This window comes from Deinococcus sp. QL22 (assembly GCF_023370075.1).
Taxonomy (GTDB): Bacteria; Deinococcota; Deinococci; order Deinococcales; family Deinococcaceae; genus Deinococcus.
The window spans coordinates 143,006-166,654 of the sequence record NZ_CP097155.1 but is presented as its reverse complement, the minus strand read 5'-3'; the positions used below and the strand labels follow the sequence as shown (position 1 = coordinate 166,654).

At 61.3% G+C, this 23,649-nt stretch carries 18 protein-coding genes and 2 pseudogenes; 11 read left to right on the top strand and 9 right to left on the bottom strand.

The genetic code is table 11. The features are described from left to right. Positions 1-255: 255 nt before the first annotated feature. The 5 genes from M1R55_RS28665 to M1R55_RS28645 all read left to right on the top strand — a co-directional run bounded on the left by M1R55_RS28665 (position 256) and on the right by M1R55_RS28645 (position 12,520). Entirely contained in the window at positions 256-3,033 is a 2,778-nt protein-coding gene (locus tag M1R55_RS28665; protein WP_371827334.1) for a DUF11 domain-containing protein, read from the top strand. Positions 3,034-3,076: 43 nt separating this feature from the next. Next, a complete protein-coding gene (locus M1R55_RS28660; protein ID WP_371827333.1) occupies positions 3,077-7,861 on the top strand; it encodes a DUF11 domain-containing protein in 4,785 nt (1,594 codons plus the stop codon). Further along, the gene (locus M1R55_RS28655) at positions 7,858-11,148 is read left to right on the top strand and encodes a DUF11 domain-containing protein (RefSeq protein WP_249396427.1); all 3,291 of its coding nucleotides are present in this window, start codon (positions 7,858-7,860) and stop codon (positions 11,146-11,148) included. Before M1R55_RS28660 ends, M1R55_RS28655 begins: the two co-directional genes overlap by 4 nt. Before the next feature lie 332 nt (positions 11,149-11,480). Beyond that, positions 11,481-11,825, top strand: a complete 345-nt coding sequence (locus M1R55_RS28650; RefSeq protein ID WP_249396426.1) for a transposase — start codon at positions 11,481-11,483, stop codon at positions 11,823-11,825. A 200-nt stretch (positions 11,826-12,025) separates the two neighbouring features. Continuing rightward, positions 12,026-12,520 carry a transposase gene (locus M1R55_RS28645; protein WP_249396425.1) on the top strand — a complete coding sequence of 165 codons (495 nt, stop codon included), beginning with the start codon at positions 12,026-12,028 and terminating at the stop codon, positions 12,518-12,520. 113 nt (positions 12,521-12,633) lie between these two features. Here M1R55_RS28645 and M1R55_RS28640 read toward each other — a convergent pair. The 5 genes and pseudogenes from M1R55_RS28640 to M1R55_RS28620 form a co-directional block, all read right to left on the bottom strand. Next, positions 12,634-13,228: pseudogene (locus tag M1R55_RS28640) on the bottom strand (IS6 family transposase). Positions 13,229-13,349: 121 nt separating this feature from the next. Further along, positions 13,350-14,360: an HD domain-containing phosphohydrolase gene (locus tag M1R55_RS28635; protein WP_249396424.1), complete on the bottom strand. Its 1,011-nt coding sequence runs from the start codon at positions 14,358-14,360 to the stop codon at positions 13,350-13,352. Next, entirely contained in the window at positions 14,361-14,882 is a 522-nt protein-coding gene (locus M1R55_RS28630) for an IS630 family transposase (RefSeq protein WP_249395437.1), read from the bottom strand. Next, on the bottom strand, positions 14,867-15,388 hold the full coding sequence (locus M1R55_RS28625) for a helix-turn-helix domain-containing protein (RefSeq protein WP_249396423.1): 522 nt from the start codon (positions 15,386-15,388) through the stop codon (positions 14,867-14,869). The genes M1R55_RS28630 and M1R55_RS28625 overlap by 16 nt, the downstream gene beginning before the upstream one ends. After that, positions 15,363-17,036, bottom strand: a complete 1,674-nt coding sequence (locus M1R55_RS28620) for a PAS domain S-box protein (protein ID WP_249396422.1) — start codon at positions 17,034-17,036, stop codon at positions 15,363-15,365. Before M1R55_RS28620 ends, M1R55_RS28625 begins: the two co-directional genes overlap by 26 nt. Positions 17,037-17,263: 227 nt before the next feature. Between M1R55_RS28620 and M1R55_RS28615 the strand changes: the two are divergent. The 3 genes and pseudogenes from M1R55_RS28615 (at position 17,264) to M1R55_RS28605 (ending at position 18,964) form a co-directional block, all read left to right on the top strand. Beyond that, a pseudogene (locus tag M1R55_RS28615) lies at positions 17,264-17,976 on the top strand (DDE-type integrase/transposase/recombinase). Positions 17,977-18,133: 157 nt separating this feature from the next. Further along, complete coding sequence (locus tag M1R55_RS28610) at positions 18,134-18,508, top strand: hypothetical protein (RefSeq protein WP_249396421.1); 375 nt, start codon at positions 18,134-18,136, stop codon at positions 18,506-18,508. Between the two features lie 93 nt (positions 18,509-18,601). Further along, complete coding sequence (locus M1R55_RS28605) at positions 18,602-18,964, top strand: hypothetical protein (protein ID WP_249396420.1); 363 nt, start codon at positions 18,602-18,604, stop codon at positions 18,962-18,964. A gap of 268 nt (positions 18,965-19,232) precedes the next feature. Here M1R55_RS28605 and M1R55_RS28600 read toward each other — a convergent pair whose 3' ends face one another. From M1R55_RS28600 to M1R55_RS28590, 3 genes are all read right to left on the bottom strand, one after another. Further along, positions 19,233-19,490: a hypothetical protein gene (locus tag M1R55_RS28600; RefSeq protein WP_249396419.1), complete on the bottom strand. Its 258-nt coding sequence runs from the start codon at positions 19,488-19,490 to the stop codon at positions 19,233-19,235. A gap of 67 nt (positions 19,491-19,557) precedes the next feature. Further along, entirely contained in the window at positions 19,558-20,121 is a 564-nt protein-coding gene (locus M1R55_RS28595; RefSeq protein WP_249396418.1) for a GIY-YIG nuclease family protein, read from the bottom strand. Continuing rightward, entirely contained in the window at positions 20,118-20,336 is a 219-nt protein-coding gene (locus tag M1R55_RS28590; protein WP_249396417.1) for a helix-turn-helix transcriptional regulator, read from the bottom strand. The genes M1R55_RS28595 and M1R55_RS28590 overlap by 4 nt, the downstream gene beginning before the upstream one ends. A gap of 152 nt (positions 20,337-20,488) precedes the next feature. On the opposite strand from M1R55_RS28590, the gene M1R55_RS28585 reads away from it, so the two are divergent. The 3 genes from M1R55_RS28585 (at position 20,489) to M1R55_RS28575 (ending at position 22,753) form a co-directional block, all read left to right on the top strand. Further along, the gene (locus M1R55_RS28585; RefSeq protein ID WP_249396416.1) at positions 20,489-20,932 is read left to right on the top strand and encodes a hypothetical protein; all 444 of its coding nucleotides are present in this window, start codon (positions 20,489-20,491) and stop codon (positions 20,930-20,932) included. 368 nt (positions 20,933-21,300) lie between these two features. After that, positions 21,301-22,377 (top strand): nitronate monooxygenase family protein, encoded by a 1,077-nt coding sequence (locus tag M1R55_RS28580; RefSeq protein ID WP_305880284.1) that lies wholly within the window; start codon positions 21,301-21,303, stop codon positions 22,375-22,377. Positions 22,378-22,576: 199 nt separating this feature from the next. Continuing rightward, positions 22,577-22,753 carry a 4-oxalocrotonate tautomerase family protein gene (locus M1R55_RS28575; protein WP_249396415.1) on the top strand — a complete coding sequence of 59 codons (177 nt, stop codon included), beginning with the start codon at positions 22,577-22,579 and terminating at the stop codon, positions 22,751-22,753. 160 nt (positions 22,754-22,913) lie between these two features. On the opposite strand, the gene M1R55_RS28570 is transcribed toward M1R55_RS28575, so the two are convergent. Then, positions 22,914-23,195, bottom strand: a complete 282-nt coding sequence (locus M1R55_RS28570; RefSeq protein WP_249396414.1) for a hypothetical protein — start codon at positions 23,193-23,195, stop codon at positions 22,914-22,916. Positions 23,196-23,649 lie beyond the last annotated feature (454 nt).

The window sequence follows — 23,649 nt, the reverse complement described above, 5'->3', positions numbered from 1 at the left end:
TCCCTGGTGCGTCCTGTGGAAGTGGGGCGCATCAGTTCTTAACCCGTGGGCAGCGTGTATGTAGCCCCTGCTCCGGGTTCACCGCGCTGTCAGGGAGAGGTCAGCACCGCTCCAGCGCAGTCGAAGACGTGCAGCGACTTCTGCTGATCTCACAGCAATTTTGGGGTACCACAAAATTTTAGACCTTCTTTGAATTCCCAATTTCACCGTCCACAAGCTTCTTTGCCCCTTTTCACCGAGGAGAACATAACGATCGTGAGCTACTTGCCCTCTCCACCTCTCCAACTGATGTCTGCTCTGCTGGCGCTTAGTGCGTGTGCAGGCAACCAGTGGGCCAACGCTGCCGGGACGCCCGCCGGAACCAAGATCACCAACATTGCTACGGCCTTGTATGAGCCGCTGGTGCCAGGCGGTCCCACGACGGCCCAGAGCAATCTGGTCACAGCCACCGTGCAGGCCCTGTGCGCAGTGAGCATTGCGCCCAATGGCTCGGTACTTGCACCCGGGCAAAGCACCACACTGCTGCCCGGGGAGACCGCGGCCCTGAAGTACACCCTCGTCAATGCAGGAAACGCAGCGGCAACCTTGGGTGTGGTCGCCCAAGTCGAAACCGCCAGCGCTTTTACGCCTGTGCTGGCTGTACACCACGATCTCAATAACAACGGCGTTCTAAACGCCAATGAGCCCACGATCAGCAGCGTGGATCTGCCTGCCGATGGGAGCGCCAATCTGCTGGTTGTGGTCAGCACGGCCGAAAGCGCACGCGGGGAGGCCTTCGTCAACCTGATCGGCTCTTGTAACGGCGTTGCCGATGCCGACAACGTGAGCCGCATTACGGTGGGACCGCCACCCGAACTGGCCGTGGAGAAGAGCTTCTCTCCTGCATTGGTCCGCCCCGGGACCGAAACCACAGTGACAGTGAATACGGTGAACGGCGGTCAAGGTGAGAGCCGCGAAGTTGTCTTGACCGATCTTCTGACGGATCAACTGGCACTGGGCCTAAGTTTTGTGGCAGGCAGCGCCAGGGTCGGCAACAATGTGGCCGATACCGTGCTGGAATACAGCGCAGACAGCACCACTTGGCAGGCCACCGAACCCGCCCAAGTGCGCGGCGTGCGGATTCGGGTACCAACACTTCAGGCAGGCGCTCGTCTGAGCCTCAGCTTCCGGATGCTGGCCGGGCCGACCGCCGAAAACCGCATGATTCCCAACGTGGCGACCGCGACCACTGGGGGCAAGCAGGCCAGCGGCACCGCCACCGCCGACGTGCGTTACCTGCCCGCTGTCATCATCGGGCCAGAAAGCAACCCAGAAGCGCCCGAAGGTACGCCTGCCGACAGCCAAAGCAGGCCTCTCGCCGTGGTAGGGCAAGTGGTCTGCTTTGACCATACCGTTAAGAACACGGGCGATGTGCGCGACAACTTTACCGTCACCGTGACTTACCCGCAGGGCGCAGCCAAAGCTGAATTCCTGAATGCCAGTGGCGGCCCATTGGTGCAGCCCCTGCTGCTCGATCCGGGCCAGACCGCCTTTGTGCGGGTGTGCTACACCCCCGCGCAGGCCGGGCCGCTCGAAGCCCTGTTGACCGTGAAGGGTGACCGGAGCACCAGCAATCAGACCCGCGACCTGATCGCCAGCGTAGAAGGCGGCCTGCCCGAATTGGTCAAATCCAGTTCGGTGGCTGTCAACGTCACGGTGGCGACTGGGGACAACATGACCTACACCCTGTCAGTGCGCAATCCCTACACCCGCCCGTTGACCAACGTGGTGATCAGTGATCCGGTTCCGGCACATACCGATTTTGTGAAAGCTTCTGACGGCGGCGTGGTGGCAGGTGCAGCAGGCACACAGGCCGTGACCTGGACACTGGGTACACTACAGCCCGGCGAAACCCGCACCCTGACAATGGAGACGCTGGTCTCTACCCGCGCCATTGACGGCGAGGAACTGAAGAACATCTTCAATCTGGTGAGCAGCGAGTTACCCGCGCCGGTTGCCAGCAATGAGGTCAAAACGCCCGTGTGGAGCGCGCGCCTGATCATCACCAAAGAAGTGAACGCCAAAGTCGCGACTTACGGTGACCGCCTGACCTACACGCTGCGGATTCGTAACCTGTCGCCCACCACCGATATTGTGAACGCCATCATCAGCGATAAGCTTCCCGTGGGTCTGGAGTACATCACAGGCACCACCACGCTGGCCGGAGCTACCTACGGTGACCCAACGGCAGAGAGCAGCCTGAAATGGCCTGTGGCTGTCATTCCGGCCAACAGCGAAATCGTGCTGACCTACGCCACCCGCGTGACTCCGCAGGCGACCGGAAACCTGATCAATACCGTAGAAGTAATCGGCAACGGTGCAGGTGGCCCCAACCGGGCCATTGCCAGCAACACTGCCGAAGCCAGCACCCGCCTCGACCCTCTGAAGTTTGCGCCGCTGGGCGACGTTCTGGGGATGGTGTATATCGACCGCAACCGCAACGGTCTGTATGAGGAAGGCTTCGATACGCCGGTAGACCGTGCCCGCATCATCATGGCTGGAGGCCGCCTGGCGCTGACCGACAAAAATGGCCGCTATCATTTCGCCAACGTGCAGTACGGCACCCAAGCCTTCCGTCTCGATCCCAACACCACGCCTTACCCACCCCTTAAAGTGGCTGCCGACAGCGACCTGAGCGGTACCCAGACCGTGCATGTGCGCGGCCTGACCAGCGTGGATTTCCCGCTAGCCCCGCTGAGCGGCGACATCAACGTGGTCCGCCGGACGGTCCTGATCGCAGGCGCTGTGCGGGTCGAAAAACAGGTGATGTCAGTCACGGGCGGCTACATCGTGAACCTCAAAATCACCTCGCCCAACGCTCTGCCCAACTTCGTGCTGACCGATCCCCTGCCCGTAGGCGCGACCTTGAAAGAAGGGCGCAATAGCCTCACGGCTAACTTGAATGCAGGTGAAACAAACCTCACCTACCGCTTCGAAGGACCAGGGGAAGCCCGCGCGGCCACCACCGATCCTCTCGTGAGCTGGAGGTACTGAAGTGAACTTCAAAGTAAGATCATCTCTGGCTGCCCTGACCGCCTTGACTGCCCTTCTGGCAGCAGGTTCGGTGGCGCAGGCCCAGGAAATCGGTACCAGCCTTCCCTTGACCAGCATCGGCGACAACCTGATGTGGACGGTGGGCGATCAAAGCCTGAACCTGAGCGTGCCGATCACAGGCCGCATTAAACTCGATCTCTACAGCCCCCGCGTAGATCAGAGCGACTACCGCAGCGACGCCTACTACGGTGACGAGCAATACGACGCCAACCGTTCGTCCGTGGCGACCACCTTTACGCTGACTGACGCAAGCGGCACCGTGGTGCTGCAGCGCACCTTCACGCCTGGGACTCATGCCTGGGAAACCCTGCTGGAACAAGATCTCACGGCCGGCCAGTACCGCCTGAACGTGGACACCAAGGGCAACGGCAAGAACACTTTTGCCGTGCGCCTGACGGGTGTCAGCGCCGACGTGACCGCCGAGCGCCTGACCGTCAACGTTCGTTCTCAGAATTGGGTGCCCGTCATCAATGTGACCACCGACGGCACCGTCCCCTACGTTGTTCGGATATACGACGGCGATGGCCAGAGCGAACTGGAAGCCCAGTTGCGCGACGAACAGGGCAAGCTTACGCCCCTGAGGGTCAGCGGAGATCTGGAGTGGACAGATCTGGCGTTGCCGGGAGCCGCCGGACGTTACGTGATTGAACTGCGCCAGCCCAGCACCGCTCAGCAGTACTCCAACACCGCTGGGTTTAGCCTGCTGCGTGCGGGGACGGCCACCCCGATCACGCTGACGCGCGTGGACCAGACCGGACAACTGCGCGTGACGGCTGAACTGATTTTGCCCGGCAGCACGGCAGCCACCAGCGCCGACTTCACTCTGAACGGCAAGGCCGAACGGGTAGACGGCAGCCTGACCCGCCGCGTTCCTGTAGGTGACTACGCGCTGAGCGCCGCAAACGTCCCTGGAGCCTCAGTGACGTTGGATCAGAGCAAGTTGAGCGTGCCCAAAGGCGGCATCGCTGAAGGGCGGATTCAGATTCGCCCCGAAGTAGCCCTGAGCATGCAAGCTGACAAAACTGAACTCTGCATCGGTGACCGCGTGACTGTTACGGCCCGGGCCACCACTGCTTTCGTAGGCGACCTGCCCATGAACCTGACGCTGGATATGCCTGGACTCGATGTCAGCAGCGTGAACACACTGGACGGTACCCTGAACGCAGGGCGTCCCGGTGAACTGACGGTGACTGGCACCGCCACCGTGGCTGGCCCCCTGACCGTCAGCGCCCGCCTGAATCCTTGGGAACAAGGCCAGACGGTCAACCTGAATGTGTTGCCCAGCGCCACCAGTCTGCAACTGAGCCGTACACCGCTGGCCGCTGCCCGCGTTGGCGACGAAGTGACCGTCGGCTTGACGGTGAAGAACACTGCCGCCCAGAGCGTGCCCTTTGCCCTGACCGATACCCCCGGCGCAGGCCTGGTGGCCCTCGGTCCCACCGCTTTTGAAGGCACGCTGGCCGCTGGCGAAAGCCGCACGCTGACCTACCGTGCGCGCGTTGAGGCAGCCGGCGAAGCCACGCTGAACGCCCAACTGAACAGTCCCTCCTGCCCTGCGCCTCAACTGGTGAGCGGCCTGCTGACGGCCGCGCCAGTTCCCCTCCCCGAACCCGTCGTGGTGGTGCCCGAAATTGTGGCGCCCGAAGTGCGCCCCGCTCCGACCCAACTCCGTGAAAGCATACTCAGCCTGCCTTACGACGCTCCTGCGGGCTCCACTGAACTGGTGATCTCACATCTGCCTCCTGTGGGCGCAAGCGTGACTCCAGGCAGCAGCCGCCTGAATGATCAGCCGATGGCCGACCCTGTGGTGGGGCCGAGCGGCACACTGTACTGGGTCATCCCGGTCACAGGTGCCAAAGCGCAGCACGGTACCGTGAGTTATGAGTTGACACATAGTGACGTACTGGACGTTCTGGCCGCACCTTCCCTGCTCAGCCGCCTGACGGGGAGCCGCAGCGAACTGCTGGGGGGCACCTTCAACGCCGCCGACCTGAACGCCGCCCGTTTGCTGGCCGCTCCAGCAGCCGCTGCAAGCGCCGAAAACGCCGGAATGATCAAATTGCCGCTCGCAGGCAGCCTGGTTCGCACCCGTGACCGCATCAGCGTGGTTGTGGAAGCGCCGCTGGGCGACCTGCCCGCCCTGACGATCAACGGTCAGCCTGTGGATTCCTCAAGCATTGGCACCAACACTCAGGACGGCGTGCGCGGTGTGCAGCGCCTGACCTACGTGGGCGTGCCTCTGAAGCCCGGTCCCAACGTATTGAGCGTGGGCGCAGACAGCGTCTCCGTACAACTGGTGGGCGGCACCGCCCAAATTCAAGTGCTGGCGACCCAGATGCTGGCTGACGGCAGTACACCGCTACGGGTCAAGTTCCGGGCCCTGGACGCCTTCGGCAACCTCGCTTCCCTGAGTGACGTGACGGTGCGGACCAGCCTGGAACCCCGCACCCCCGATGCCAACCCCTCGGAGAGCGGCTATCAGGTGCGCCTTACGGACGGCGAAGGCCTGCTGGAGCTGCAACCGCAGTCTTCCCCCACCACCCTGAAACTGGATGTGCTGAGCGGCGACCAAGTCCAGCGCCAGAGCTTTGAAGTGCGCCCCGACGCCAGCCGCGTGGGTGTGGGCCTGATCAGCGCGACGCTGGGCCTGGACGGCAGCCTGAGCCTGCAAGACGACCTGACGTGGCAAGCCAAGGGCTATTACGAGGGCCCGCTGGCTGGAGGCAAACTGTATGCTGCCGCCGACAAGGACGGCTTGCCTACCAATGAGAACACCCTGATCCGCTCCCCGGTGGCTGGAGACGCCAGCACCGAGAGCGTGCCGCTGCAAGGCATTGATCCTGTAGCGCTGGAATACGATCACCCGACCTTCCGCGCGCAGTACCGCACCAGCGCGCTGCCAATTGACGTGCTGGCCGTGGGCGAGCAGTTCACGGCCCTCAGTGCCTACACCAAGACCAACCCGTCGGTGGCCGCCTTTGCCGCATTGGTGCCGCGTGACCGCATTACCGATACGCCTCTGACGCCCGAGGGCACGCGCATCTTGCGTCTGCCCAACAGCGACCTTGCCGAGGGCAGTGAGACGCTGGTGCTGGTGACGTTGGAACGGACGCTGCAAGCCGATGGCACCCGGAAAGAACTCAAGCGCGTGACCCTGATCCGCAACGTGGACTACGTACTGGACGTGCGAACTGGCATCGTGACGCTGGCCCGCGCACTGGAAGCCGTGGATAACGACCTGAACACCCTGCGTGTCCTTGCCAGCTACCGCTTGCTGAACGCCGAGGATGGTCGCCGCGTGGCCTTTGGAGCGCAGGTCAAGCAGACGGGAGAACACTACTCGGTGGGAGCTGCCGCTGTGAGCCTGGACGACCGCGTGACCTATGGCGTGCGTGCCCAGTACGACAACGGCACCCTGAACGCCGGTGCGCTCCTGGCCTACTCGGGTGGCATACAGGCCAGCGCTGACCTGAGCACCAAACTGGGCGACGACAACCTGAGTGCCCGCGTGCGCTACCAGGCCGAAGGCTATGCAGGCCTGAACGGGTTCGGCGTGGGCCTGAATGCGGCTGCCAGCTACAACGCGCGCCTCGGTGCGAATCTGAACGCCATTGCCGACGGCGAATATCACCGCACCCCCACGACTGAAGGCGGCAGTGTAGGTGCACGCGCAGAATTCCGGGTGGCTCCCTTTACAGTGGGCGGCGGCTTTAAGTACGCCTACGGCGACGTGTACGGCCTCGGTGCAGTGGGCAGCATCGGCTACCACCGTGCTCCGCTGGATGTCGACGTGGTGCATGTGCAGCCCCTCAGCGGCAATCTGGACGCCACCACCAACATCACGGCCAAGTACCGCTTTAACGACAAGGTCACCCTGGGCCTCAGCGACGCGATTACCTGGGGAGTGGGCAGCACCACCAACATTACGCAGTCGGCGACCCTGACCCTTGATTCCCGACTGGGCAACGTGAACTACGCGCTGGGCTACGAACTGCCCACCGCCAGCGGCGCAGGCAACCGCGCCCGCTTCGGCGTCAGCACCGCCCTGACCCTCAGTGAGCGCGTGAACGTGGGTCTGCGCGGCAGCGCCCTGTACGACCTCGGCAAGAATGAGGTCCAACTGGGGGCAGGCGCGGACGTGAACTACCGCAGCGACAGTGTCAGCGCCACTACCGGCACTGACCTGACCTACAGTGGCGGCAAATTCGGCGTGGTCGTGCGCGGCGGCGTGACCGGCACCATCACTCCCCACCTGACCCTCACCGCCGACGCGCTGGCCGAATGGGTTGGCGACAAGACTGGACTCCGGGCCAGCCTGGGCTACGCTTACCGCAACCGTACCTTCAGCAGCCTCGGCTACGCCCGCTACCTGCAGGGCAGTCTGGGCGGCACGCAGCCTGAACTCAGCACTGGCCTGAGCGCCGAATACCGCCAGCCCACCTGGACTGCCCGTGCAGGCGTAGAGACCCGCACCCTCCTCAACGACGCTGCCAGCTTTACTTTGCAGGCGCAGATCGGCGGCACCGCTTACCTCACCGACCGCTTTGGCGTTGGCGCATGGGGCCGCATGCTGACTCAGCCTTCCAGCAATAGCACTGCTTACGGCTACGGTTTGGAAGCCAGCGTGCGCCCCCTTCAGGGCACGTGGCTGACTGCCGGCTACAACTTGCGCGGGTTCGAAGGCTTGCCCAGCGCCACCTATACCCGGCCCGGCCTCTACCTGCGCCTGGATCTCACGCTTGACGAAACTATTGGGGAACAAAAGTGAACAGATCTCGACTTTTCTGGGCTCGCCTGGTCGCCCTTCTGGCGTTCCTGTTCGCGGTAGCAGCCCAGGCACAGGGCAGCACCTATGTCTGCGACGCCCGCTTCTATCAGATCAGGCAACCTACCGGCAGCACCGGTTCGAACCTCTACCTGCTTGACCGCCGAAACCTTGCGGGCGGGGGGGTAGCGCAGTGGCCGTCGGTATCCAATCTGCCGCTCAACGCTCTGGCGTATAACAAGGCCGACGGCTACTTTTATGCGGTCAACGTCAACCCCATCACCACAGGTGGAGCACCATACCGTCTGTATCGCCTTGGCACCACGGGCGCGGTTGAGTTGGTCCCCCTCGCAAATATCCCGTCAGCCAGTACGGTTGCTGCGGGCACAGTTGATGCCGACGGTAAGATGTATATCAAACTCCTGCAGGCAGACAGCACGATCTACACCGTGCAACTGCCTACCAGTGCAGGCGGTGCTGTTGGTGGGACAGGCGCCATTACACTGACGGGTGCCTCTGTGCCTGTTGCCTTGGCCGATATGGCTTTCGATCCGGTCACCAATCAGTTGTATGGCGTGTATACCGCCAACACTCCCGGGTCGGACGGCGCCTCCGTGGCTGGTGTGGTGTACAGGATTGACCCCAATACGGGCGCTGTGACTCGAAACGGTACGGCGCTAACCGTCAGCGGCACCAACGCGATCGGTACAGCCTTCTTCGACATCAGTGGCACGTTGTACGCCTATCAGAACGGCGGAACGTTCGGTACCATCAACCTGAGCACAGGGGCGTTCACGCGTATTACCGCGGCGAGCGCTGCTACCCAGTCTGACGGCGCCTCCTGCGTATTCCCAGATGAACGCATCAGCGGCAGTAAAGTTGCTGGTGCCGTGCAGGCCATCAGTCCCATGGTCTTCGATGTGCCCTACACCGTGACCGTCACCAACACGGGCGCTATCCCCGACCGCAACGTGCAAATTACAGAAGACCTCACACGCACATTCAGTACTGGAACGCCCACCCTGACCATTACCGCAGCGCCGGCTATCACGAGCGGCACAGCCACGGCCAACACTGGTTTCAACGGGACCTCGGACACCCGTCTGCTCAGTGGCATCAACACGCTCGCTCCGGGGGCAAGCGTGACGGTGCAGTTCACAGTGCGCGTTACCTACCCGAATACAGGCAGTGTGCCTGGGGCTGGTTCGCCCGTAAACAACACGGTGTACGCTACCAGTACAAGCACCGGTCCTAATACTGGCTACACCTTCCCAGGAGGCACGCCCCTTCCTCCGGTAGATCTGCTCGCCACCTACACCACCCCTCCAGCACCCGCGACCGTTCGCGGTGAAGTGGATCTGAACATCACCAAGAGTGGACCGAACACCGCCGTGGCAGGCACAGGCATCAGTTACGTGCTGACCCTTACCAACACCGGCCCCAGCGCTGCAAACGGCGCCACCTTCAGTGACAATGTGACCAGCGCTCTGACCGGCGTCACCGCCGTGTGTCAGAACGCCACGGGCAGTGCCAGCGGTTGTAACGCGACTGTCGGAGCTGGAAACGTCGTCACAGGGAGCGTTGCTGCCCTGCCATCTGGCGGAACGGTAGAGGTGGAGATCAGAGGCACTATTCCTGCCAATGCCACGGGTAGCCTGAACAATCAGGCGACCATCACTGCCCCAGGCGGCACCACTGAAACCAATATCAGCAACAATACCAGCAACACGGTGACTACCACCCTGACTCGCACCGCCGACCTCGCGGTCGATAAGAGTGCGCCCGCCGCTGTGGGCGCAGGCGGCGCCCTGACCTATACGGTCCGCGTCTGGAACAACGGTCCAAGCACCGCCAGTGCCGTGTCTGTGAATGACGTTCTGCCCGCTGGCTTCACTGTCACGGGTGTCAGCTGCACCGTTACAGGCACGGCTACCTGTGACACCCAGAGCTTTACCACCAGCAGTGCCACGATTGCTACGGGTACGCTCTCAGGCGATACCCTTCCCACCAATGCAGTTCCTGACGGCAACTTCCTCACTTACCTCATCACAGGCACAGCCCCCAATAGCAGCGGAATTTTGGATAACACTGCCAGCATCACGGTTCCGAGCGGTGTCACAGACAGCGTGAGCAGCAACAACACCAGCGGCCAGGTACAAACCCGGGTAGTTAATGCTGTGAACGATCCCGGCGTCACGCTGGCCGTTGGCGCGGGTGGCGTTGTTTCCGTGCTGACCAACGATACGAACGGGGCCGTAGCCGCCACGACGAGCAACAGCCTGGCGACCGTGAGCAACGCGGGCGGCCTGACTGGCCTGAGTGTCAACGCCAGCGGCCAACTGGTCGTCCCTACCGGCACGCCTGCAGGCACGTACACCGTCACTTATCAGCTGTGTGACACTACGATTACCACGGCCTGTGATAGTGCCACTGTCCCTGTGACGGTCTCGGCCACCACGCCCAACCTAAGCCTGGCCATCACCGGACCAGCTTTCGCGCGGCCCAGCACTGTAGCCAGCACGAATCCACCGGTGGCCGCAAGCGATCAGTTCGTCACTTACACCTTGACGGTAACAACGGCCACGGCCAACGCGACCGGTACCACTACGGTCACCACAACGCTGCCGAGTGGCTTGAGTTGGGGGGGCGCGTACACAGCCACACCAGGGAACTGGACCTGCAGTGTCAGCGGACAGGTCATCACGTGTACCACGCCCAGCACCATCACGGTGGGCACCCCACAGACCCTTACGCTAAGCAACGTCAAAGTCGCTCCGGGTACGGCTGCCGCGCCGAGCTTTACGACCAGCAGCACTGTCAGTAATGCGAATGAGTCGCCCACGGACGCGGCCACTGGGAACAGTACCAGCGTTACCACCCAGCTGATTTTGTCTACCTTGACCAAAGCCGTGCGTAACGTCACGGTGGATGCCCGGGATAACAATGGGGTGGCGCGCTTTGGTACCAAGAGCAACGGCTTGCCTACAGAAGTACTGGAGTACTGCCTTGACATGCAGAACCTCGGGGGCGCAAATCTTCCCAATTATGTGCTTACAGACGCCCTCGATAGCCTGGGAGTAGCGCTGACTGCGGTCACGACTGACGCAGCGTATGGGGGGAAAGCCATCAAGTGGACCCGTATCACCCCCAGTGTTGCGACGACGGCCGGCAACTATACGGCAGTGGCCGGTGATGATAGTGGCACCCTCAACACCAACTTGCAGGTGACATTCGGAACTCTTTTAGCCGGCGAAATGGTGCGCACCTGTTTTCAAACTCAAATTAGGTAACCTTCTGGGACATCATGAGAGCAAAGGGCCTACCATCACGCGGTGGGTCCTTCGCTAGTCCAGACTGGGTAACTATAGGATTGTATTGCCTTCGCTACGTTTGCCGCACCAACAACATTTTTCTTCCCTCAGTTCTGGCAACTTTGTGTGTTGAGCCAAGCCGTGGGAAGCTTGGTTCGTCACTCCCACTCGAGCCGACAAGCCTGCTGGCAACTTTGGTCATCCAAGACCGTGAGTTAAATCCTGGCCGGCTCGAGGCCCTTTCGATCAGGCGCAACAGTATTCGAGGCGTACGAGCCTGCACACAAAATTCCGCCGACCGGATCCGGGTAGTGACCCGCTTTTCCTTTCTGGGGGGTTGTATGTTTGTTTTGGGTCTTGACGTCGGTAAAAGCGAGCTGTACGCCCGTCTTCTCCAGATTCCTGAACCGGGGAAGTTTGTCCCTTTGGGAACGGGGAAAAGTGTTCCCAACACTGCCAAAGGGCATGAACAACTTCTCGCATGGATGAGGAAGTCTGGTGCGGGTGGAGAAGGGACTTCAGTCGTGATGGAATCCACGAGTGTGTATTGGGAGCGGGTCGCCATGACCTTGTACGAAGCAGGGTGTCGTATCAGTGTTGTCAATGCAGCACAAATCAAATTTTTGCAAAGAGCACGTTGCGAAGAGGAAAACTGACAAGCTGGATGCAGACTTGATCGGTAGGTTTGGAGCGGTGATGCATCCAGCACGCTGGATGCCCCCTGCAGCAGACCTAGTCGAACTCCGTGCCCTGCTGCATGCTCGGGACAATATTGTCGAGCTCTCGACGGTCGAGGCGGGCCGTCATCACGCCATGGATCACCGGTATCAACCCTCTTCCAAAGCACTCGGCTTTTGTGAAGCACGTCAAGCACCTCGCTCAGCAACTGGTTGAAGTGAACGAGGCGATCAACGCGCTGGTTCTCACGTCGGTCCGTCTTCAAACGGACGTGACGTTACTGCGTTCCATTCCTGGGATTGGTTCATTGACTGCGGCAGTACTGCTCGTGGAGACGATGCATCTGAGCCAGATGGAAAGCTCGAACCAGTGGGCAGCATATGCAGGCCTTTCCCCCGTTCCAAGACAGTCGGGCAACTTCACCGGCCGAACGCACATCTCAAAAATAGGAAACGCACGTCTCAGACGTGCATTTTATCTCTGTGCGCTGACAGCCTCTCGAATGAAAAATGGGTTTGGGAACTTCTACCGACATCTGACATCACAAGGCAAACCTAAAAAGGTCGCCCTCATTGCCCTAGCTCGTAAGTTGCTCCGAGTCGCCTTTGCGGTTCTGAAGTCGGGCCAAAAGTTTAATCCGGATTACCAACGTCCCTCGCCTATGGCCGCTTGACGTTCCTGAACCAACACAGTATTTAATCAGCGAGGGGCCGACTGGGAGAAGTGGCCGTCTGACGTTCAGACGGCCACATCAACCGTGTTTTGCCCTGCCCAGTGGGCACGGTGCTAGTTCGATCTTCGGAGGTGGGCGGGAACGGTCGTGCGGGTGTGCTGCAAAAGGTTTGAACTGCGGGCCTGCAGGGCGAGAAAGTTCTGTGCTCGTCTCTGATTTTTGAAGCCCATCGGGCTTCGCTCGTGTGGTCGGGTCGGCCGATGGGATGGTTCAATCAGGGTATAGCAGCGAGCGGTTGAGATGACTTGGACGTGCTCGAAGGGCTGCTCCGGAGCTCCAGAGCGTGTCGGTGTGCATCACCTCTGGCACGTCGTCATTGACCAAGAACCGTTCAAGACAGGTGCTCGCCGCCTGGGGAGCTCGCCGAGCGTGCAGGAGAAGGTCCAACACTGCGCCGGAGGCATCGACGGCTCGCCACACCCCGAGCTGTTGGCCCTTGATCTCGAGGCAGACCTCGTCCAGAAACCACCGGGAACAGGGGCGGGGTTCCCGGTGCCGCCACTCTTCGCTCAGGCGCGGTGCAAACTTGATGTTCCATATGCGTCGCGTCTCGTGCCTCCCCTGGATTCCGCGCTCTTGGCGCAGGTCCTGGACGTCGCGCTGGCTCAGAGAGAAAGGATAGTCGAGCCAGAGAGCGTCCTGGATGATGCCGGGCGGAAAACCGTGGCGATCGGGGTTGCGGTCTGTCCCAGACGATCAGCCTATCGCGTTTAAATTGCCAGAACCGCGCAGTGAGAGATCTCTGTTGGGTTCAGTGCTTCCCAGAGAATCAGTCCCTAAACTCCTCCTCTTGCTGAAGCATGGCCAGAAAGACCTGCACCACCTGGGGGTCAAAGTGCGTGCCTGCCCCGGCTTGAATATGCTCCAAGGCCCGCTCCCTAGTCCAGGCACTCCGGTAGGGGCGGTCACTCGTGAGCGCGTCAAACACGTCCACCACCGCGAATGCCCGGGCCGTCAGGGGGATCTCCGTGCCCTGAAGTCCCCGAGGATAACCCGTTCCATCCCACTTTTCGTGGTGGTAGTGCGGAATGTCTAAGGCTGGGCGCAGGAACCGGATCGGCGACAGCAGCTCCACTGCCGTGTCCGGATGCCCTTTCATGACGATCCATTCCTCATCGGTCAGCGGACCCGGTTTCAGCAAGATGGCGTCAGGAATCGCGATCTTCCCCATGTCATGCAGCAGCGCCCCCCTCCGAACCGCCACGAGCGCCTCGGAGGCCAAACCGAGCGCCCTGCAGAGCTCAACCGTCCGCTCCGTCACCCGCCGGGAGTGCCCTTCCGTTTCTCTGTCCCGAAGATCCAGTGCCCGTGCCCATCCCTCGATGGTCTCGTCATACGCCAGGCGCAGCGCCAGATTCTGTCGCTCCAGTTCCTCGAACAGGTTGCAGTTCTCCACGGCAATGGCCAGCTGGCTCACCAACAGATCCAGGCTGTCGAGCCAGGGCCCCGAGAGCTCGAAGGAAGCCCGGTGCAACACCTCGATCACGCCTAGAACCTTCCCCTTCGAGAGAACAGGGGTGGCGTAATACGACGTGAAACCTTCCTGTTGCAACACGCGCTGCCATTCGGAATCGAGCGAAGCGGCCTGTTGAACCGCTGGGAAATGCCAGGGGCGACGTGACAAGGCCACCTGGCCAGCCAACCCACGGCCAACACGTTCACTCCGGCGGGGCAGCGCCGAGGAGAAGCCCCGAGTTCCTGCATACTCTAGGGTCAGGCCGTCCGGAGCCAGCAACAATACGGTGACGGCGTCTGCCTCTAAGTACACCGCATTTAACATCTAGATAAACTTCGCTTGAAGTATCTTTAGCCCGCTGAGAAGTGCGGCACGAAGTTCAGCGACCGAGTTGTAACAGCGGCGAGGCATGAGGAGGCCCTTGAGCTTGCGCCAGACCTCCTCAATGAGGTTGAGACAGGGCGCGTAGGGTGGAAGATAGCGAAGGTACAGGCCCTGTTTCTCCCATCCCATCGTCTTTTCCTTGAGTTTCGCTCCCTTGTGAAAGGGAGCGTTGTCCAACACGACGACCGTCAGCTGGTCAGGACGACAGTTGCCTGCCAGCGTGTCCAAATAAGCGATGACCTGATCCCCATTGCACGTGCCTTCCAGTTCGCGAACCTCCAGCACTTCTTCGCAGGTGTGAAGGCTATAGCTACCGATGAGATTGATCCGTCCAGAGGATCCCCACCGGGTGGGGATCTCAAACTGCTGCCCAGAACCCCGCTTGAACCACGTCGCCCCCACCGAGAGCATCAGAGAAAGGCCGGTCTGGTCGAGATATTTGAGAGTCAGCTTGCCGTCCAATGCCCCCTTTTTAAGGTCTCCAAGGAGGCCTGATGTGTTTCAGCGACTGCAGGATCGAGTGTCTGGGCGGGTGAATATCGGGCGCGTTTCCAGCTGTACCCCAGGCGTTGCAGGTGATTGGCCAGCGCACGAGGTCGAATTATTACCCCGAACTGCTGTGCGAGGCCCTCGCACAGCAGTGGAGCGTTCCAGAAGCGCTGCTCTCGCAGTTTCTCGTGGAGGAACTGCTCCATCTCGGGTGTGACTTTCGAAGGTTGTCCGGGTGGACACTCGTCGGCCAATCCGAGGATGCCGCGCTCCTCGAAACGGGTGAAATCGTGGTGGATGGCCTGATGGTTTCGGCCAAAATGCCTGGAGAGCTGGGGAATGCTCCAGCCCTGTCGGTGCAGTCGGAGGATGCTGGCCCGCAGGCGAACCTTCGGGTGCGTATAGGGACTGGTCTCCAGTTCCCGAAGCAGCTCATCAGCGTCTTCGGAAATGTCAATGCGGCGAGCAGGACGGGCCATGCTTAAGTCTACATGTTAAATACGTTGTACTTAACACCTGCATCAGGTGATCGATGATCATCCGGAGCGTCAGGGAAAAGTCCAGTCCCGAACTGATGGCCCGGTCGATGTCCCGCAGGCCTGTGAGTTGACGCAACTGGTGCTGGAGGCTCCGGTTCAACTCCTGAATCTGCACTTCGGCCGTCCGGCGATGCGTGATATCCCGGGCCACGCAGTACATGGTCGGATCTCCCGGAAGGACGACTGCGGCCCATTCCAGCCAGACCACCGTGCCGTCTTTCTGGAGATAACGGTTCCGGAAGGCTGCGGTGGGATGGCCTTCCGTGATGATCTCGTCCTCGCTGACGGTCATGGCTCGGTCCTCTGGATGGACGAGTTCCAGATAGGGTCGGCCAATCAGTTCCTCCGGCGTATATCCGAGAATCTCGGTGCTCGAGGCACTCACGGTGAGGAAACGCCCCTGCGAATCAAAGGACGTGATGAGGTCCAGAGACATATCCAAGGTACGCTGCATGTCTGCGGCCAATCGGCGGGAACGGGCCTCGCTGTCTTCCATCGCCCGCCGGACGCGGTTCTCCTCAGTCACGTCCTGAACCAGGCTGATGACGCATGGCTCGCCCGCAATCTCGATCGGTACAAAGGAAATGAAGCAGTCGCGAATCTGTCCGGATTTGCTGCGGAGGCTCACCACCCGTCGTTGAGCGGAATGACCATCAGCCATGGCCTGGAGAGCCTCCAGACGCTCAGCATCATGAACCCAGAGGTTCAGCTCCGGGGATGGACGACCAATCACCTCATCGCGGCGGTACCCCGAGAGGTGCTCGAACGCGAGGTTGGCATCGAGAAAGACCCGATCTGTCAGCCGGGTCAGGGCCACGGGCATGGGGCTGGCTTCAAAGATGGTGGAGACGCGCTGCTCACTTCGTTGGAGGGCGACCCGGGCCTGATGACTTTCGGTGACGTCCCGGGTGAAGATGGAGACGCCGTCCTGAGCGGGGTACACGGTGACCTCGATCCATTGTTGCAGTTCGGTCAAAAATGCTTCTTCTCGCCACGGGGTCATGGCGTTCTGGGCGCGCAGGATGGCTTGACCGAGCGGAAGGGTGGGCGCTGTGGGGAACACCTCCAGGAGTCGGTGGCCGATCAAGTCCGCGGGCGTCTTTCCAGCCATGGAGGCGGCCGAGGCATTCACGTAGGTGATGACGCCGTGGCGATTCAGGGAGGTGACCCCATCTGTGACCCGATCGATCGTGGAAGAGATCATGGAGGAGAGCTCTGCCGCGTGGTGCTTGGCCTGCTCGCGCTCGGTCACATCGTTTTGAAACCCGAGGTAATGGGTGACTTGACCCTCTGCATTCCGGATGGGGCTCAACGTGAGTTCATTGTGGAAGAGTGTGCCGTTCCTGCGGTAGTTGCGTAAAATGACGGTGACGCTATGACCCTGTGCCAGCGCTTGACGAAGGTTCTCCAGACCAGGCTGCTGCCGATCCTCGCCTTGAAGGAAGCGGCAGTTGCGACCCAGCACTTCGGCTTGACTGAACCCGGTCAGGTGCTCAAAGGCAGGATTGGCATACACGATGCGGTGGTCGCCCTGAAGGGCGTCGGTGATGACGACACCGACGACACAGGCCTGAAGGGCCTCGGTCATGAGCGGAGATGGGAGCGCGGATGCGGACATAGGTTGAGCCCCTTCAGGATGTATTCCTCGGAGACCGTGGTCGGTGGTGAAGGAACCGTCTGAATCATGCTTCAGACTCCCCGGGGATGACGCACGAGAATTGCACTTTCCCAGCCAGAGGCAGTTTCTTGGATCACGTCCAATTTCATGCTGAACGGTTGTGTTGCTTTAATCGGCTTGGGGTCGGCTGATCCGCCGTGACCGACCCTCAGCCCGACTGCCACCGATTCAAGGTGACGCTCATCCAGCCTGCCGTTTGGCTGGATCACCGGTTCCCCCTCAGTGACCGTGACGTGCAGGACTGGCTCCACCAGCGCGGCCCAACCGGTCAGCCACGAGACCCGCCGTGAAGGGTGCCTCCCCTTCAGCGCCCACTTCACGGAGGCACGGCGCCACCGGGAACCCCGCCCCTGGTCCCGGTGGGCTCTGATTGAGGGGTGCACGCGTGTCGATGGTGTCCGACACGGGCTCTGGCGGGCCGCCTCGGCGCACGGGTTCGTGCAGGGTATCCTCCTTGGGCGGCACCGAGACCCGGAGGCCGCAACGATCTTCCTGACCCGGCTCCTGGGTGAAGATGATGTCCCGGAGGTCATTCCTACAGATGGGCTGCGGAGGTATGGGGCGGCAATTCGGGAGAGGCCCAGCCGGACGGACGTCGACCACCCACAGGGGAGGTCCACGGCGCGCGGCCACCCTTGAGGTGAACCCTCTCACCGACCGACGCGGTGTCAGGAACGCTAACACCAGGGAGTGGGGCGGAGGAAACGGGCGCAGGACTTCCTCCACCTGCACGCCCGCACCTCTGAACCTGCACCAGCACACCCGAAGGGGCGGTTGCGCCATGACCAGACGAACCCACCAGCAGCAAGCGTTCCAGACGTGGTCTTCGGTCGCAGCGGGGATGGCCTGAGGATCAGGCTACCCCCGTCATCCGTCTACCATGGGCCTGATTTAGGCAACACAACTCACCCAATACACGTAGGAGGTTTCGGACGGGTGGAGTACTGCTGGGCCACGGTGGAACGCTTCGCGCAGCGCGGCCACTTTCCCTTCAATCCGGAGGAGCTGTGAAGCGCCATCCGGTGCAGCAGGCGTTCGTGGCGGCCGAGGCGCGAGTCTCTGCCCTGAATGACGAGGTGCAGCGCCTCGCGGTGCCGTTCCATCTGCAGGTGGAAGCGGGTGAGATCACGGAAGACGCTTGGTGTGACTGCTTGGCGGAGCTGGAGGCGTCCACCGGTTGGGACGCGGCGATCGCTGAGCGGGAGGTGACCCGTCAGGCCTTGATCGCGTGGGGTCTGGAGCAGGTGCAGGCGCTGTGGCCCAAGTATGGTCGGCTGTTCCCCGGGGAAACGCTGGACACGCTGGAGGCGCTGTTTGCTCACAAGGCGACGTGGCGGCGCCTGTCTGCCGTGATCGTGCGGCTTGATCCCGTGGCGGCGTGAGTGCGCCGGAGCTGATGCGGCACCCCTAGGCGGCAGAAGCCTGACGCGATCAAAGAAATTGCACCTCTCCCCTTTCCTCTCTAGGAGCATCCCATGACCACTGACCTCAACGGCTACGCACTGAAAAACGTCAAGACCCTCGACACCAGCGACGGCTACGCCTTCACGGCCACCCTGCACAAGGACGGCAAGAAGGTCGCCAACGTCGAAAACAGCGGGCACGGTGGCCCCACGATGGTGTGGTGGTCAACCCGTGCGCACGAGGACGTCTTCGGTGCGTGGGTGGCGACGCTCGGCAGCTATACCTACCCGCCCATGCTCGGCATGGAAACACCGCTGACCGTTTCCCTTGACCCCACTGATCCCGCCACCCTCAAACTGATCGCGGCCAAAGCGCCGTGGTGGAGCAAGGTGGGCGAGGTCTGGATCATCGGGAAAGGCTGGCAGGCGGTCTGAGCTAGCCCCGCTGGTGGTCAGGCGTCGGTGTTCTGGGGCAATCCCCAGCGGAATGGCGGACGCATCGGCCACCCGGCCACCTGATGGCCAATCATAAAAAGGGGCGAGTATTGCGGGACATGAACCCCCACATAGGCAGCCAGCTGCATGGGCCAGCTTGACCAAGAAGCCGCGCCACAGGTGCAGCGAGTCCCGACAGGTCGCACGAATTCACAATGCAAGCACCAGAGCGCCGCTCCGGGCTGGGCACGAATGGCAAACGTCCACTTCATTGCGGGCAGGGCTCGACAAATTCCACGTCCAGCCAATATTGGGCTTCGTCTTCATCCACGTCGCCCCCTTCGGCCATGACCTCTTGCCACGCGGCCCACGCTTCGGCCTGCACGTCGGGATGGCAGCCGAGGAAATCTGCCAGCTCCGAGCGCACCTCCAGATCTGGGCCCTCCCGCGACAGACCCCGGTCTTGGCGGTAGGCGGCGTCCAAGAGGTCAGCGAGTTCAACGGGCGTCAGATCACGCGGGTGCATAAGCCGAGGGTAGGGCCGGGTGAGCTGCGACTGCGTAAGCTGCCCTTCATTGTTCTTTCTTCTCCTGTCACTTCTGTTTGGGTCGAATCACGATCTCTAGGCCAAGCAGGTCAAGCAGCCGAGGCCACAGGCTGCGGGTTCCCAGTGGCCGATTCTCGTTTAGCAAGCGGCTCAGGGTCGAGGCGTGGGTGCCCAGTGCCTGAGCGACTTCCAGTTGGGTCTTTTGCTGGGTGGCCAGGGCAACTTCGACTGCATGCCGGGCATCGGTGGTTTTGAGATTCAAGTTCGGGGGCAGATTTTCTTTTGGTGGGGCTTCAATAGTCACGATGGACTTCATACTTCGGGGCTGGGCGACCGGACGCTTTAGCTTATCTGAAAAGTAGGCCAAGAGGTAGGTCTTTTGCTGCTCGGTGAGCTCAAACCATTCGCCTACGACACGGCGATCGGCAAACATGGCATGAAAGAAACGCTCTGTTTTGAACGCGTCGTCAACGTTCAATATTCCAGCCACTACGGTGGCAGTTCCGAAATCCTTGCCGACTTGTTTGGCGCGGAATTCTGGGTCTACTGAGATTCCGATCTTGATCAAATGCGTGTTCTGATCCTCTAACACGTACACGAACTGACTCATCTGCGCCATTCCAAAACATCTGACAGCTGGAGTTCTTCGCCCGTCATCGTGCACAAGGCTTCGAGTACCCGATCTAACACACTGAAATCCACCCGCGTGGTCTGACCGTCGTACATCGCCCGAACGGTATTCATTGGCACGCCTGACTCTTTTTGAAGCGCGTAGCGCGTGATGTTGCGGGTGTCAAGGGTGGTTTGCAGCTTCCAAGTGAACATGCTACCAGTCTGAAGTATCTCCATGCCACTGATAATACTACGCGCTTGACATTATATGCAAGCGAATGATACTATTAGGGCATCAAAGAAGGCGCTGCACCCGTCGAAAAGTTCGCGCCTTCTTGAAATCCCCCGCTTCACAGGAGACCCCGATGAATCTTACCCCCTTCACCCCCAACACTGGCCGCAAAGCCGACGCCCGCACCTTTCACGTCCTGACCGTCGTGCGCGAATGCGGCGTCACGGTGGACACGGAGATGAACGTCGTGACCCTAACCCGCAACGCGACCGGCAACGTCGCCACCATCGACGGTGAAGCCACCACGATGGATCAGGCCGTGCGTCTGCTGAAGGGGGCCGAAATCGTCTGGCTGCAGGCCGAAGTGCTGAGCCCCGTCGCGCCTATGACCGACACGCTCAGCAAGGCGGAGGCGTGCGACCTGCACCGCTTGCTCGGCAGCTTTGGCTTCCGCAACCACTACGCGGTAGCCGAAGAGATGGTCGGGCGCGAGGTGCGGAGCCTGACACAGGTCACGGCTGATGAGGCTGCCCTGATCCGCTCTTACGCCTACGGGCAGTTCGGGCTGGTGGGCTGATGCCCACCGTACTGGTGACGTTGCAGGCCCTCCCCGCTGGGCCGAAGCTGAGGCGGGGCGCTAAAGTGTAGGCAAGAGGTGGTCAGAGCGAGTCTTCCTTCCGCTCTCCCACTCTCGGGTACACTCCGCGCACGCTTCGGAGAGAGTAGATCTCCCTAAACTCAGAGCGCCTCACCCTCACCGGCGGGTGGAGGCACCATAACACCCTTGCTGTGGTCTGATGACCGCTTAGGTTCTGCGCTCCCTACACAAAACATGTTCAGGGACGCCCGACCCCTTCTGTTCCTCCAGCGAGAACACGTACGGCACTGTATTTTCTCTTTGAGAATGGATAGAGACGGTGAGTCTCGCCCCCAAGAGGAGCCCCTTTGCAGAGCACCCAGGACTTTCTAAATCGCTTCGACCTCCAGCACCCGGTCATCCAGGCGCCGATGGCCGGCGTTTCCACGCCCCATCTGGCGGCCGCTGTGTCCAATGCTGGCGGTCTCGGATCGCTGGGCATCGGGGCCAGTACCGTGACTCAGGCCCGCGAGATGATCAACCAGACGCAGGCTCTGACCTCTCGGCCCTTCAACGTCAACGTCTTTTGCCATGCGCCCGCCCCGCGTGACGCTGCCCGTGAAGCGGCGTGGTTGCATCACCTCGCCCCGCTGTTCACCGCCGTCGGACTGGAGCTTCCCACCGCGCTTAGCGAAATTTACCGGCCCTTTCAAACGGATCCAGCAGCCGTTGAGTTGCTGCTCGAGCTGCACCCGGCAGTGGTGAGCTTTCATTTCGGCTTGCCCTCGGCTGACCAACTGGCGGCGCTTCGTCAGGCGGGTATCCGAACCATGGCGACCGCCACCAACCTGCAAGAAGCCCAGATGGTTGAACAGAGCGGGATCGACGCCATCGTAGCTCAAGGGATGGAGGCTGGAGGCCACCGCGGCATCTTTGATGCCACCCTGACCGACGAAGGCCTGAGCACCGCCGTGTTGACGCGGTTACTGGTGCGGCAGACGCGACTGCCCGTGATCGCGGCGGGCGGCATCATGGACGGCCAGGGCATCAAGGCGGCTTTGGATCTGGGTGCGGCCGCTGCGCAACTCGGGACGGCCTTTATTCTGTGCCCGGAGTCCGCGGCCAACGCGGCCTACCGGGCGAATCTGAAGAGTGCGCGGGCAGCCACCACCCGCCTCACTGCCGTCATCTCGGGACGGCCCGCGCGGGGCCTCGTGAACGACCTGATCACTCACGGTGAAGTAAACGGAAGCCCAGTTCCAGCGGCCTATCCCGTGGCGTATGACGCGGCCAAGCAGCTGCATGCCACTGCGGCTCAGCGAAACAACCATGAGTTCGCTGCGCATTGGGCGGGACAAGGCGCACCCCTGGCGCGTGAGTTGCCCGCAGCCGACCTGGTCTGGCAGCTCTTAGAGGAATGGCGCGGTGAAGGAAGACTGGCCTAAGCCGGGAATGGGTCGTCCCTGCACCGAAGGTCGACCAATGAGCCTCTCGTTCGGTGGCACAAACTGGAAATCATTGTGCTTGAAGATCGCTAAGGGTCAAGCCGCTCTTGCCCGGTTGAGCCAGACCCGTCAAACTGAGGCTCCGCTGAACTTCAGATCTTCGTTCATGGGCGGCCACCTTCCAACGTAAGGAGTCTGTATGCCGTACATCTACATCCGCATTCCCGATGAACACGTGACCCCTGAACAGAAGGCCGAGCTGGTGACCCGCAGCACGCAGATGCTCGTAGATGTCTTGGGGGAAGATCCGGAGACCACGATGGTGGTGATTGAAGAGGTGCCCCCTGAGCATGAGGGCATCCGTGGAGAAGGCTGACGGGTGCTGTGCCAGCGTGGTGGAACAACGCTTCGAAGGAGCTTCCGGGGAGACGTGGGAGTGCTGAAGGGTTGGTTGGCATTCTCCTGAGGACAAGTTGTTCCTGACCCACACGAAAAAGTGCCCCCGCTTGCCAGCCGAAGCTGGGGCGGGGGCGTTTTTAAGAGCGAGACGTGATCGGTAAGCTGAGTCCGGTTTGAGCCCGACCACGTGCGCCACCTGCCTCCAAGCGAGCCTCCAGCAGCCTCAGTTTGCTGTTCAGTTTGGCCAGCTCAATCAGGGTCTCTCGGTGGGCCCGGCTGTCGCCACCTGTGGCCAAGACTCCAGCCAACCGGCGCTCCGCTTGCTCGACCTCAACTTGCACCCCCGCCCTGACCTGTGCAAGTTCGACTGGATCAGCAGGCAAGCCGGCGACCCACATTTGCCAGGCCGCAGCGGTCACCGTGTACCTGATCCCAGCAAGAACGGAGCGGCACTCAGAGGAGTGAAGAATCTTATATTGAAAAGTATGAGAGAGGGAAGCTGATGCTAGAGAGCGAACTTCCTCAAGAGAAGCTGAATAAAGAAATGCCCCTGCCTACCAGCCGAAGCTGGAGCGGGGGCGTTTTGCCGAAGTAGAGTGGGGAAGACAGGGAGAAGAGTGTATCAGAGTAGGTTTTCCATCGTCTCTCCTGCTCTCGGTGACACTCCGCGCACGCTTCGGCGGGAGCAGGTCTCCCCAAACGTCAAGGCGCCCCACTCTGAACAGGGCGGGTTTTTTGTTGGGAGCGAGAACGCCGAAGCCCGATGCATCCCCTCGATATGGGCTCTATACCGCGCGCTCCTGGAGAGACCAAAGGTGATCCCCCACGGGTCACCTTTTTCCTTTGCCACGTGCTTTGTGCACCACCAAGGCA